This window comes from Mycobacterium sp. SMC-16, assembly GCF_046250085.1.
Lineage (GTDB): Bacteria > Actinomycetota > Actinomycetes > Mycobacteriales > Mycobacteriaceae > Mycobacterium > Mycobacterium phocaicum.
Window position 1 is genome coordinate 2,043,698 of sequence record NZ_CP176427.1, and the last position, 12,977, is coordinate 2,056,674.

General features: G+C 62.0%; 10 protein-coding genes and 2 pseudogenes. 9 read left to right on the forward strand and 3 right to left on the reverse strand.

Annotated features, from left to right (window positions below; translation table 11 throughout):
- Window positions 1-32 precede the first annotated feature (32 nt).
- The 3 genes from ACJEIK_RS09865 (at window position 33) to ACJEIK_RS09875 (ending at window position 3,733) form a co-directional block, all read left to right on the forward strand.
- Window positions 33-305 (forward strand): tyrosine-type recombinase/integrase, encoded by a 273-nt coding sequence (locus tag ACJEIK_RS09865; RefSeq protein WP_409431419.1) that lies wholly within the window; start codon window positions 33-35, stop codon window positions 303-305.
- Window positions 306-760: 455 nt separating this feature from the next.
- Window positions 761-2,080 (forward strand): ISL3 family transposase, encoded by a 1,320-nt coding sequence (locus ACJEIK_RS09870; protein ID WP_073698465.1) that lies wholly within the window; start codon window positions 761-763, stop codon window positions 2,078-2,080.
- A 117-nt stretch (window positions 2,081-2,197) separates the two neighbouring features.
- On the forward strand, window positions 2,198-3,733 hold the full coding sequence (locus ACJEIK_RS09875) for a hypothetical protein (protein ID WP_409431420.1): 1,536 nt from the start codon (window positions 2,198-2,200) through the stop codon (window positions 3,731-3,733).
- A gap of 149 nt (window positions 3,734-3,882) precedes the next feature.
- On the opposite strand, the gene ACJEIK_RS09880 is transcribed toward ACJEIK_RS09875, so the two are convergent.
- Window positions 3,883-4,431, reverse strand: coding sequence for a recombinase family protein (locus tag ACJEIK_RS09880; RefSeq protein WP_409431421.1), 549 nt, complete (start codon window positions 4,429-4,431; stop codon window positions 3,883-3,885).
- Between the two features lie 633 nt (window positions 4,432-5,064).
- On the opposite strand from ACJEIK_RS09880, the gene ACJEIK_RS09885 reads away from it, so the two are divergent.
- The 5 genes and pseudogenes from ACJEIK_RS09885 to ACJEIK_RS09905 all read left to right on the forward strand — a co-directional run.
- Window positions 5,065-5,742 (forward strand): hypothetical protein, encoded by a 678-nt coding sequence (locus ACJEIK_RS09885; protein WP_409431422.1) that lies wholly within the window; start codon window positions 5,065-5,067, stop codon window positions 5,740-5,742.
- Window positions 5,735-7,252: a class I SAM-dependent methyltransferase gene (locus ACJEIK_RS09890; protein WP_409431423.1), complete on the forward strand. Its 1,518-nt coding sequence runs from the start codon at window positions 5,735-5,737 to the stop codon at window positions 7,250-7,252. The genes ACJEIK_RS09885 and ACJEIK_RS09890 overlap by 8 nt, the downstream gene beginning before the upstream one ends.
- 358 nt (window positions 7,253-7,610) lie before the next feature.
- Window positions 7,611-8,207, forward strand: a pseudogene (locus ACJEIK_RS09895) (IS1634 family transposase); the annotation flags it as partial.
- A gap of 73 nt (window positions 8,208-8,280) precedes the next feature.
- A protein-coding gene (locus ACJEIK_RS09900) for an IS3 family transposase (protein WP_109536170.1) occupies window positions 8,281-9,509 on the forward strand; the annotation gives its coding sequence in 2 pieces (ribosomal slippage) (window positions 8,281-8,593 and window positions 8,593-9,509; 1,230 coding nt in all).
- A gap of 39 nt (window positions 9,510-9,548) precedes the next feature.
- Window positions 9,549-10,589, forward strand: a pseudogene (locus tag ACJEIK_RS09905) (IS1634 family transposase); the annotation flags it as partial.
- 63 nt (window positions 10,590-10,652) lie between these two features.
- On the opposite strand, the gene ACJEIK_RS09910 reads toward ACJEIK_RS09905, so the two are convergent.
- Together ACJEIK_RS09910 and ACJEIK_RS09915 are read right to left on the reverse strand one after the other, a co-directional pair.
- Window positions 10,653-10,802 (reverse strand): carotenoid oxygenase family protein, encoded by a 150-nt coding sequence (locus ACJEIK_RS09910; RefSeq protein WP_209841066.1) that lies wholly within the window; start codon window positions 10,800-10,802, stop codon window positions 10,653-10,655.
- Entirely contained in the window at window positions 10,760-11,302 is a 543-nt protein-coding gene (locus ACJEIK_RS09915; protein ID WP_267324279.1) for a carotenoid oxygenase family protein, read from the reverse strand. Before ACJEIK_RS09915 ends, ACJEIK_RS09910 begins: the two co-directional genes overlap by 43 nt.
- Between ACJEIK_RS09915 and ACJEIK_RS09920 the strand changes: the two genes are divergently transcribed.
- Window positions 11,277-12,914 carry an IS1634 family transposase gene (locus ACJEIK_RS09920; RefSeq protein ID WP_064859529.1) on the forward strand — a complete coding sequence of 546 codons (1,638 nt, stop codon included), beginning with the start codon at window positions 11,277-11,279 and terminating at the stop codon, window positions 12,912-12,914. The genes ACJEIK_RS09915 and ACJEIK_RS09920 overlap by 26 nt on opposite strands.
- Window positions 12,915-12,977: the final 63 nt, after the last annotated feature.

Consider the following 12,977-nt stretch of genomic DNA (forward strand, 5'->3'; position numbering starts at 1 on the left):
CGTGCAGCAGACCCCCCGGTCCCGATGGGCTGGTGTTCACGTGGCGCGGAAAGCCTATCCCTCGTTCGTCGTTTAGCTACCACTGGAACGTGGGGGCGCGAGCTGCGAAGCTCCCGCCACGTAGCGGGCTGCATACCTTGAGGCACTACTACGCAAGCTTGCTTATCCGGTACGGGGAGTCTGTCAAGACGGTTCAGGCCCGCTTAGGCCATGCGTCGGCGGCGGAGACGCTGGACACCTATTCGCACTTGTGGCCGGACTCAGACGACCGGACGCGGGACGCGATTGACTCAGTGCTCAAGTAGGGCGACGCGCCGACATGAGCGCGGTGTGCCGCCGTCGCACACATGTTCGGTACGCTTCTCACCAGTGGACGCCCACAGCAGCTAGAAACGACAGCTAACCCAGCAACTTCACGTAACCCCGGTGTCCAGTGCGCAACCGCGCAACGCCTATACGGCACGGGTTATTCATGGTGCCGAGGAAGCCAGGGTTAGAAAGTGTCAGATCAGCCATTTATTGATGCTGCCGGTATCGCTGATTACTGCGGTCGGAGCATCGACACTGTGCGCTACTGGGAACGGCTAGGTCAACTCCCCAAATCGGCCAAGTTGGGCCGTCGTCGCGTATGGAAGCGCGATGAGATTGTGGGCTCTTCGCAGTTGAGGGTGTAGAGGTCATCGGCGCGTCGTTGCCGGGATAGGGGTCGAGGTCTCTCGAAGATGAAGGTTCCTACACGCCTCATCCGAAAGACCTCGACGTGCCTGACGCTACCGGTCGGGCGGGCTTCGCCCGCGCTGACCTGACTACTTTCTGCCGCCTCGACGACCTCGGGTTGGAGGTGACCGGCCAGCAACTGCACCCCGATCGTGCGGTATTGGCATGCCGGGTCAGCGACGACGACTCGTGGTGCCGCCGCTGCGGCGAGCGAGGCGTCAGCCGCGACAGCGTGACACGCGAGCTTGCCCACGAACCATTCGGGTGGCGGCCCACCACCTTGCTGGTCACCCTCCGCCGCTACCGCTGCGCCGGCTGTGCCCATGTGTGGCGCCAAGACCTCGGCAACGCCGCCGAACCACGCGCCAAGCTGTCCCGGCGTGCGTTGCAGTGGGCCTTGAAAGCGATTGTCTGCCAACACCTGACCGTGGCTCGCGTCGCCGAAGCGCTGGCGGTGTCGTGGAACACCGCCAACAACGCCGTCCTGGCCGAAGGGCAGCGAGTGCTGATCGCCGATCCGGCCCGCTTCAACGGCGTGCGGGTGATCGGCGTCGATGAGCACGTGTGGCGGCACACCCGTCGCGGCGACAAGTACGTCACCGTGATCATCGACCTCACCCCGGTCCACGACCAGACCGGCCCTGCCCGGCTGCTCGACATGGTCGAAGGCCGCTCCAAGAAGGCGTTCGCCGACTGGCTGTCCGAGCGACCCCAGCCCTGGCGCGACGGTGTCGAAGTTGTTGCCATGGACGGCTTCTCCGGGTTCAAGACCGCCACCACCGAAGAACTTCCTGAGGCAGCCACGGTGATGGATCCCTTCCACGTGGTGAGGTTGTCCGGCAACGCTCTCGACGACTGCCGCCGCCGTATCCAGGTGGCCACGTGTGGGCACCGCGGCCGCAAGACCGACCCGCTCTATGCCTGCCGACGCACCCTGCACACCGGCGTCGATCTGCTCACCGACCGCCAGAAAGCCCGGCTGGCAGCCTTGTTCACCGGCGACATTCATGTGGAGGTCGAAGCGACCTGGCACATGTACCAACGCGCCGTGGCCGCCTACCGCGAACCCGACCGCACGAAAGGCCGAGCCATGATGGCGGCGCTGATCGACACGCTGAGCGCCGGCGTTCCCAAACCGCTGACCGAGCTGATCACCCTCGGACGCACACTGACCAAGCGGGCTGTCGATGTGCTGGCCTATTTCGACCGGCCCGGCACCAGCAACGGACCGACCGAAGCGATCAACGGCCGTCTCGAACACCTCCGTGGCTCCGCCCTGGGCTTTCGCAACCTCACCCACTACATCGCCCGATCCCTACTCGAAACCGGCGGATTCAGACCCCAACTACACCGTCAATCATGAAGAGCCAGATTGTGGCGCATTTCGACGCCATGTTTAGCGCCGCTTAGCTGCGCTTAGCAGGTTCGGCAATTAACTAAGCGCATCTCTATTTGTGCTGCAAAATATGAAAGATGGACGATGAATAGTGATGAGTTCTTCCTGAACTCTGGTAGTGAACAGTTAGAAAAAATTCATGGATGGGCGAGGGCACGTTATGCGGCACCGTGGGCGGTGTTCTTCGGCGTGTTGTTGCGGGTCGCTGCCAGCGTTCCGGCTGCCGTGCAATTGCCGCCCGTTATTGGTGGTCGTGCCAGCCTGAATCTGTTTTGTGCATTTGTGGGTAAGTCGGGCAGCGGTAAGGGTGTTAGCGATAGCGTGGCGCGGGCCGCATTGCCCGGTGACATCTTTGAATTGCCGCTAGGTTCTGGCGAAGGTATAGCGCAACAGTTCACGAACGGTAATAACGACCCGGTTATTTTCACGGTGTCCGAGATTGACAAGCTGGCCGGTATCGCGGGCCGGGCAGGCAGCATCCTATTGGCGGAACTTAAAGCTGCCGCGATGGGTGAGCCGATTGGGCAGGCGAATGCCAAGGCCGACACCCGCCGGATAGTTCCTGCACACTCCTACCGCATGTGCCTGTCCGTGGGGGCACAGCCCGGCCATACAGGCGTCATCTTCGGCGACACGACAGGTGGTACGCCGCAGCGGTTCTTGTGGGCACCGACCACTGACCCGGATATGCCCGAATTGACGACCAACCCGCCGGCCTCACTGGACGTGGTGCTACCGCCATGGGAACCCGGTGAGGATGGCGTGGTGGAGGTGGTCTACGGGCCACCGGAGATAGGACAGACGCTTGTCTCGGCTCATCTTGCGCGGCAACGCGGCGAAGGCGACGCTCTGGACGGGCACGCCTTGCTCACTCGCTGTAAAGTCGCGGCGCTGTTGGCGATCATGCACGGGCGTCTCACGGTGAGTCAGTGGGACTGGGACCAGTCAGCGACGGTGATGGCGGTATCGGAGCAGACGCGCACCGAACTTGTCGCGTATGAAGAGCAGGCGCGGCTGGAGCATGCCCGGCGCGAAGGCGAAAAGCGTGCCGTGATAGGCGCTGCACAGGACGATGCCATGTTGCTATCTACTAAAAGCAGCATCGTTGGCTTCCTTGGCGAAGGTGAGCAGTCGGGCGGTGACCTCAAGCGCAGGTTGGGTAGCAGTACCGGGCGGCGTAAGTGGTTTGATTCGGCGGTTGCGGAGTTAGCTGCCGAGGGCGTCATAGAGGCGGTTTCAGTTCCTGGCGGAAACCGCTATCGACTCACTAATGCTGGTCACGGTGACCACGACGGTCACCCCCGATATTTGCAGTTCAACACCGGTGACCAGGTTGGTCACGGTGACCACGCCGGTAATGTCGTAAGTTTGCAAAATAGCAGGTCACGAAAAAGGGGTCAGCCCAAGCTGTCGTGCCAGAAGTGGTTCGACCAACACATAGCGGAGTTGGTTGCGTCAGGAAAATCCACCGCCGAATCGTTAGCCGTGAACGAAGCCGGGCGCGCTGCGGGCTACAGCGACATCAGCCTCAACGTCGCCAAGACGAAGCGTCCTGACATCAAGGTCATCGAACGTCGTGGCCGTCGCGGGAGTACCTGGTCGCTGACCGACGTGGCGTAGGGGTCGTACCCGAGTACATGCGTGCCGTCGCGGGCCGCGTACTCGGGATACAGCCGCATTTTCCGGAGAGAAAAGACACGCTGGCCATACGAGGAGGTTGACAGCTCGTTGCTTTGGGCACCCCCCAGGGGGTCGTCGCAGCGAGCCTGTCAGGCCGCGTAGTTGTAGACGGTCTGACGGCTGATCCCGTACTCACGGGCGAGGGCGGTGACGGACTCACCGGCTGCCAGGCGTGCACGAAGCTCACCGGCCTGGTCGTCAGTGAGGGATGCCTTGCGGCCCTTGTACTTGCCAGCAGCCTTGGCAATAGCGATGCCTTCGCGCTGACGCTCAAGGATCATTGATCGCTCGAACTCCGCAACGGCTCCCAGCATCGACAGCAGCAGCGTGTTCATGGGCGAGTCGTCCCCGGCGAAGATCAGGTTTTCTTTGACGAACTCGACTTTCACGCCCTGGCCGGTTAGTTCCCTCACCAGACGACGGAGGTCTTCGAGGTTACGTGCGAGCCGGTCCATTGAGTGCACGACGAGCGTGTCACCTTCGCGTACGTAGTCGATGGCGCGGGCCAGCTCGGGGCGGTCGGTGTTCTTGCCGCTTGCCTTGTCGGTAAACACCTTGTCCAGCTCGACACCATCGAGTTGCCGGTCAGTGTTTTGGTCGACTGTGCTGACCCGCTGGTATCCGATGCGCTGTCCCATGTCCATCTCCCTCGCTGGCCGAACTGTCAAGTTAGATTCTATGGGGTTGATAGACATGTGTCAATCAATTGGCCAATGGACTCTATTTTGACATATCGGGAGGTGGCGGCGAGTGTCGAATATGGGCGTACCTCAATTGGATATCGGTTGTCGCCGATACGTCCCACAGGGCACGTCCGCCCTCGTGCGTCATGGGCTCGCCCTGTAGGCGACAGTCCGGGCCGGCTCGATGCGAGACAAGCGCGTCGGGGTGGCAAGCTTCCGCGATGTCATTTGGTTTACCGCCACGCCCGCTGGCATACGCCGATTGAATGCCCCGTCGCATTACCCTGATCAACACCACTACCGTCGTCATCGATGGCCAGGGGAGAGCTGGAAGGCCATGACGCATGTTGGACCAAGACCTCGACTCGCTGCTCCGATGCATCGACACGTGCACATCGCGAGCTCTAGAGGCATTGGACGGTGACGGCGGCCCGAGGGAGGCTCAGCAGTGGGTGATTCGTATACGCAAGTCTGTGTTTGACTTCGTGATCGCCAACGCGCCAGAAGGCGACGAGAGTTGACTCTCGCATCGTCTATCGACGCCAGCCCACATCAAAGGAGGAGATACCGATTCCAACGTTACCGCCGTTGACCTTGGAGCTGTTTCAAGCGGCTGCAACCGAGTTCGCTGATCAGCTATCAGTGACGCCACTGCCAGCAATCTACGGCGCGACCGACGGCAAGGCTGTGGGAACGTTGGTGGAGGCGATGTTTAAGGCGCGCTTGATCGAGAAGTACGACATCGCGGTCGGCAACGCAGCGAATGGATTGGATTTCCCTACGCTTAACACCGACTTGAAGGTGACTTCACTCAAGCAGCCACAATCCTCATCGCCGTTCAAGGCTGCTACCCAAAAGATTTACGGGCTGGGCTATAACCTGCTTGTAATCGTGTATGTCAAGAACGACGACGCCGCCGAGCGGGCTGCATACCTCGATATCCGGCACGTCATCTACATCGACCAGACACGTACCGGGGATGCGACCCTGACTCGCCGCATTCGTGAGCTTGCCGCCGCAGCGCCCAAGACGCCAGCGGGGCGTGAAGTGCTCATCGAGGACCTCGACGCGCTGCTGGAGGACAAGAATGTCCCTCTCGATGAAGTTAGCCGTCGGCAGTTAGCTGAGCGAATTGCCGACGATCTACCGGAGCTAGGCGTGCTTACAATCTCCAATGCCCTGCAATGGCGACTCCAGTATGGGCGAGCCATCGTCGCAGCGAGTGATCAAACCTACGTACCAGAGGTGGTCGACCTTCGTGCCTAACAATGAGTTCGGTGACTTTCAGACCCCACCACAGTTGGCGCAGTTGTGCCTCAAACGTCTCGATATACCCCAGGTCGCGGTTCGGGTGTTGGAGCCGACCTGTGGTCTTGGCTCCTTCCTACACGCGGCATCGCAGGTTGCGCCAGACTCCGAACGCCAAGGGATCGAGATTCAGCGTGAGCATGCCGCAGTTGCTGAAGCCTATGGCCACGTGGTGGTGGACAACATCTTCCACATGCGGCTTGCAGACGATGTCGTTTGGCAGACGGATGGCCCGCTCTTCATTATCGGGAATCCTCCGTGGGTCACATCGTCGGAACTAAATCGGATGGATTCGACGAATCTGCCGACGAAGGAGAATTTCAAAGGTGCGCGGGGATTGGACGCCTTGCTCGGTTCATCGAACTTCGATGTATGCGAGTACATCATCCTCAAGCTGCTCGATGAGTTCCGCAAGGAGCCTTTCACTTTGGGCATGTTGTGCAAGACCCAGGTTGCGCGAAATGTCATCGAGTATGCAGCGTCTGCCGGTTACCCATTGAGTGGGTCTGCGATCTACCGCATCAATGCGATGGAATGGTTCAACGCGGCGGTCGACGCCTGCTGGTTCGTCGTGCATTCGGACCCGGGGTCTGCACACGATTACACGGCGGAGATTCACGACAGTCTTACGGCCACCAGTGTCACGCCGATTCGGTTCGGTGTGGTGGACGGACGCCTAGTGTCCGATGTCGACCGCTACCAGGCCCTGCGTGAGGCAGACGGCAAGAGTCCGTTTGAGTGGCGCTCTGGGCTCAAGCACGACGCGGCTGCTGTGTTCGAGTTGACTGCTAATCCCGCGCCGATGACGAGGGATGGCAGGGCCCTTGATGTCGAGGGCGAGTACTTGTTCCCGTTCCTCAAGAGCACCGATGTGTTCCGAGGGCGGCACACTGCTCTAGCTCGGTGGGTAGTCGTTCCGCAAATGACATTCGGCGAGAACACTGCGCATCTCAAGCACACTGCGCCGAAGCTGTGGGCATACCTTGATTCTCACGGCGATTTGCTTGATAACCGCAAGTCCTCGATCTATCGCAACCGCCCGCGATTTAGCGTCTTTGGTCACGGCGACTACACCTTCGCGCCCTACAAAGTTGTTGTCTCCGGTTTGCACAAAGAGCCGGTATTTCGGCTTGTAGGCCCGATGGACGGCAAGCCTGTGGTGCTTGATGACACTTGCTACTTTTTGCCGTTCCTGGACGGACGTGAAGCTGCTGTCGTTTGGGCTTTACTCAACAGTGAACCGTGCCGAGAGCTGATCGAGTCTCTCGTCTTCTGGGACTCGAAGCGTCCACTAACGAAGAAGCTGCTGGCGCGTATCGACCTCAACCTCCTGCCGGTCGACCGCGAGTCGATCCTCAGCACCGCTCGTGTGGAGGCTGCGCAGCTTGGCATCGATATGAACGAGCTACCGACGGAATCTGCTCTCAAGATACTTAGCGGGGAACCAGCCGCTACGACGTTGTTCTGACTTGTTGGACAGAGGCTCGCCCGGGTGAAAACCGGGGTGCTCACGGCGGTTAGCACCCGGCTCCTGTGGCCAGGTGTCCGTTGACGTGTTGACGTAGGCCAACAGATGGCCCACGCCAGCTCATGTTTCCACATGTCGCGCCGTGTTGACGCATTAATCAAAGGTGCTGGTAATCAACGTTATTCGCGGCTTCAATTCCCGGCAGCTACTAGATCCTCCAATCGTCAGGCTGCCGGTTGGCGGTGTTCCCACCTGACTTCGGACACGGTCGGCGGGCTTTCGATCTGATAGGTCCGTGACCTGCGGGTTTGTCTGTCTCGGTGCTGTGTTTGGGGTACTAGGCGGGTAGGTTCGGGCGGTGGCGTACGTGCGGAAGGTGCGCACGACCTCGGGCGCGGTGGCGGTGCAGGTCGCGCGCAAGGACCAGGGCAAAGTGGTGATTTTGGCGCACCTGGGTTCGGCGCATACCGATGCTGAGCTGGGCATTTTGCTCGACGCGGCGCGCCAGATCGTTGCCGGCGGGCAGGCGGCACTCGATTTCGAGGTGGCCGCGCGTGCGGAGTCGATGACCGAGGTGCCTGACTTCCGCATGCAGCGGTCGCTGATCGCCGAATCCGTCGGGGCGAGCGTGGCGCCAGTGGTGCCGCCGGGACGCACGATGGGCACCTGTTCGCGGTTGCTCTACGACGTCGTCTCGGGGGTCTATGATTGGCTCGGGTTCAATGGGGTCGCCGACAGCGTGTTCCGGGATCTGGTGATCGCCCGGATCGTTGAGCCCACCAGCAAGGCCGATGCAGAGCGGGTGTTGACCGATCTGGGTGCATCGACGGTGTGTTACCGCACGATGGCTCGTCACCTCGACCAGGTCGGGCCGGGTGGGTATCGGGATGCGATCGCCGCCAAATGCTTTGACTACAGCGGCAATTGCGGCGGATTGTCCCTTCTGTTGTACGACGGGGACTTGACCCCGTGTGTTGGACACGCTCAATCCCAGGAATGTGCTGGGGGAAGCGAGATGATCCAACCCGATGGCAAGGAAAAATTACCCCGATGAGTTCAAGCGTGACGCGGTCGCGCTCTACCGGGACACCGAGGGCGCGACGATCGCCCAGATCGCTGCCGAGCTCGGTGTCAGCGAGGCCACGCTCTCGGCGTGGTGCAAGTCGGCCGGGGTGCCGATTCGGCACCGCCGCGGTGTCGTAGTGGCCGAGCCTGTGCCAGGGGCCGAGAGCCCTGAGCAGGAGCTGGCCCGCCTCCGCAGTGAGGTCAAGGCGTTACGCGCCACCGAGGCGCGGTTGTCCACCGAGCGTGACATCTTGCGGTCGGCGGCCAAATATTTCGCCGGGGAGACGAACTGGTGAGCCGCTTTCAGTTTGTCGCCGACCACCTGCACGCCTTCGAGGTGAAGTGGCTCTGCGCAGTCGTCGAGGTTGCGCGTTCGTCGTTCTACGCGTGGTTGGCCGGTGCTGACGGACGAGCGGCCCGTCGGGCTGCTGACGAGGCGCTGGCCGAGCGTATCCGCGCCGTCCACGACGAGGACAACACCTACGGGGCGCCGCGGATCACCGCCGAGCTCAACGACGGTGCGCCCGAGGGGCAGCGGGTCAACCACAAGCGGGTGGCTCGGGTGATGCGCGGCGCCGGGATCGCCGGTTATCGACGCCGACGTCGGGTCAAGACGACCGTGGCGGACCCGGCGAACCAGAAGGTCCCCGACCTGCTCAAACGGGATTTCACCGCCGCGCAGGTCAACACCCGTTACGTCGGCGACATCACCTACTTGCCATTGGCGACCGGCGCCAACCTGTACCTGGCCACCGTGATCGACTGCTGTTCACGGCGGGTCGCCGGGTGGGCGATCGCCGATCACATGCGCACCGAACTGGTCATCGATGCGCTCAAAGCCGCTGCTGCACTGCGGGGTTCACTGGCTGGTGCAATATTCCATGCAGATCATGGAAGTCAGTACACCTCACGGGATTTCGCGAATCTCTGCCGCGATCTGGGGGTCGTCCAGTCGATGGGTGCGGTGGGGTCAAGTGCCGATAACGCGTTGGCCGAATCGTTCAACGCCGCCCTCAAGCGCGAGATTCTGCAAGACCGTAACTGCTGGCCGGACGCGGCGATCTGCCGCCGTGAGGTCTTTCGGTGGCTGGCCCGCTACAACACCACACGACGGCACTCCTACTGCCGTCATTCCAGCCCCGCGACCTACGAAAGGAACCTGACACCGGCTACGCTGCCCGAAGCCGCATAACCACAAATCCCGTGTCCACTACATGGGGGCAAGGCCCACGTGACCACGCTCTATTTCGAGGCCGAGAACGAGGATGATCTCCGCAAAGTAGGGTTCAGCAAGGAACGCCGGATCGACCCTCAAATCGTCGTCGGACTGCTCGTCGACCGGACCGGATTCCCCTTGGAAATCGGCTGTTTCGAAGGAAACACCGCCGAGACGACGACCATCGTGCCGATCATCACCAGTTTCCTGGACCGCCACGGCCTCAAGGACACGCCGATGGTCGTGGCCGCTGACGCCGGGATGCTCTCGCAGAGCAATCTCAAAGCGCTCGACGAGTTGGGCTTGTCGTTCATCGTCGGCTCGCGAGTCACGAAAGCACCCCGGGACCTTGAATCCCATTTCCATTGGTACGGTGATGTTTTCACCGACGGCCAGGTCATCGACACCGTCACGCCCCGCCACGGCAACACCAAGGTCAACGACACCAAGCTGCGTGCCGAACCCGTCTGGGATCCCGAACACGACTCGGGGGCCTGGCGGGCGATCTGGTCATACTCGGCCAAACGGGCCCGGCGCGACCAGAAAACCTTGGCCGCCCAGGAAGCCCGCGCACGGGCGATCGTCGCCGGCGACAAGAAGGCCAAGGCCGCGCGATTCGTGAAAGTCCGCGGCGATGACCGCACCCTCGATGAGACCAACCTCGCCCGCGCCCAATCCCTGATCGGCCTCAAGGGTTACGTGACCAACGTGCCGATCACGGTCATGCCCCCCACCGAGGTGATCGCCAAGTATCACGACCTGTGGCACGTGGAGAAGTCATTTCGCATGTCCAAGAGCGACCTTCGTGGACGGCCCATGTTTCACCACACCCGCGCAGCCATCGAGGCCCACCTGACCATCGTGTTCACCGCCCTGGCCGTCGCCCACGCCATCCAGTCACGCACCGGACTGTCCATCGCCAAGGTCGTCAAGCAACTCCGACCACTGCGCAGCGCCACCATCAACATCAACGGAACGACACAGACGTTCCCGCCAGCCATTCCCGACGCCCAGCGCCAGATCCTCACCGACCTCGGCATCAAACCCGGGTACTAGGCCAAATGTCCGAACTCAGGTGTTATTTCCGCGTGGCGGGCTGCCTCGTGCCGGAAGGCAGCGTCAGCCGGCGACACGCCGCGTGAACGTGCCGTGGAACCCGATCGGCAGGTGGTGTTCCAGATGCGCGGTGGCCAGCGGCCCGTCCTCGATGGTGCGGGCATCGAAGATCACCAGCTGCGAACGATGCTTCCGCAGATCGTGATTGAGCACCAGCAGCCAGCCGTCGTCCTCGGCAGCGGTGCGGTACGGGGCACGAACAACGGTTCGCCCGTCTGGGCCAGGCCGAAGTCGAACGTGGTCTGATCCCCGGTGCGGTGGTCGATGCGCGTCACCGCGTTGTAATGGCCGACGTCCTCGGTGGCCTTGCAGGCGTAGGTGACGTTGTGCTCCAGCGTCGAGCGACGCCAGTCGTACTGGGGGAATTCCATTGGGGCCGTTGCCGATAGCACCGTCTCGGTGATCCGTCCGGACTTGCTGATCCGGAACCGCGACAGGTGCCCGCGGGGCCACTCGTCGATGGTCAGGTGCGCGCGGGGGTCGGTGGGGTCCGACGGGTCCTGCCAGGCCTTACCGAGCTCCTGACTTCGGACACGGTCGGCGGGCTTTCGATCTGATAGGTCCGTGACCTGCGGGTTTGTCTGTCTCGGTGCTGTGTTTGGGGTACTAGGCGGGTAGGTTCGGGCGGTGGCGTACGTGCGGAAGGTGCGCACGACCTCGGGCGCGGTGGCGGTGCAGGTCGCGCGCAAGGACCAGGGCAAAGTGGTGATTTTGGCGCACCTGGGTTCGGCGCATACCGATGCTGAGCTGGGCATTTTGCTCGACGCGGCGCGCCAGATCGTTGCCGGCGGGCAGGCGGCACTCGATTTCGAGGTGGCCGCGCGTGCGGAGTCGATGACCGAGGTGCCTGACTTCCGCATGCAGCGGTCGCTGATCGCCGAATCCGTCGGGGCGAGCGTGGCGCCAGTGGTGCCGCCGGGACGCACGATGGGCACCTGTTCGCGGTTGCTCTACGACGTCGTCTCGGGGGTCTATGATTGGCTCGGGTTCAATGGGGTCGCCGACAGCGTGTTCCGGGATCTGGTGATCGCCCGGATCGTTGAGCCCACCAGCAAGGCCGATGCAGAGCGGGTGTTGACCGATCTGGGTGCATCGACGGTGTGTTACCGCACGATGGCTCGTCACCTCGACCAGGTCGGGCCGGGTGGGTATCGGGATGCGATCGCCGCCAAATGCTTTGACTACAGCGGCAATTGCGGCGGATTGTCCCTTCTGTTGTACGACGTGACCACGCTCTATTTCGAGGCCGAGAACGAGGATGATCTCCGCAAAGTAGGGTTCAGCAAGGAACGCCGGATCGACCCTCAAATCGTCGTCGGACTGCTCGTCGACCGGACCGGATTCCCCTTGGAAATCGGCTGTTTCGAAGGAAACACCGCCGAGACGACGACCATCGTGCCGATCATCACCAGTTTCCTGGACCGCCACGGCCTCAAGGACACGCCGATGGTCGTGGCCGCTGACGCCGGGATGCTCTCGCAGAGCAATCTCAAAGCGCTCGACGAGTTGGGCTTGTCGTTCATCGTCGGCTCGCGAGTCACGAAAGCACCCCGGGACCTTGAATCCCATTTCCATTGGTACGGTGATGTTTTCACCGACGGCCAGGTCATCGACACCGTCACGCCCCGCCACGGCAACACCAAGGTCAACGACACCAAGCTGCGTGCCGAACCCGTCTGGGATCCCGAACACGACTCGGGGGCCTGGCGGGCGATCTGGTCATACTCGGCCAAACGGGCCCGGCGCGACCAGAAAACCTTGGCCGCCCAGGAAGCCCGCGCACGGGCGATCGTCGCCGGCGACAAGAAGGCCAAGGCCGCGCGATTCGTGAAAGTCCGCGGCGATGACCGCACCCTCGATGAGACCAACCTCGCCCGCGCCCAATCCCTGATCGGCCTCAAGGGTTACGTGACCAACGTGCCGATCACGGTCATGCCCCCCACCGAGGTGATCGCCAAGTATCACGACCTGTGGCACGTGGAGAAGTCATTTCGCATGTCCAAGAGCGACCTTCGTGGACGGCCCATGTTTCACCACACCCGCGCAGCCATCGAGGCCCACCTGACCATCGTGTTCACCGCCCTGGCCGTCGCCCACGCCATCCAGTCACGCACCGGACTGTCCATCGCCAAGGTCGTCAAGCAACTCCGACCACTGCGCAGCGCCACCATCAACATCAACGGAACGACACAGACGTTCCCGCCAGCCATTCCCGACGCCCAGCGCCAGATCCTCACCGACCTCGGCATCAAACCCGGGTACTAGGCCAAATGTCCGAACTCAGGCGTGTTGACGCATTAATCAAAGGTGCTGGTAATCAACGTTATT

What these genes read in the sequence shown, in the direction of transcription:
- ACJEIK_RS09875 (WP_409431420.1), top strand. Translation starts at nt 2,198, where the DNA reads ATGAATAGTGATGAGTTCTTCCTGAACTCTGGTAGTGAACAGTTAGAA.
- ACJEIK_RS09880 (WP_409431421.1), bottom strand. Translation starts at nt 4,431, where the DNA reads ATGGGACAGCGCATCGGATACCAGCGGGTCAGCACAGTCGACCAAAAC.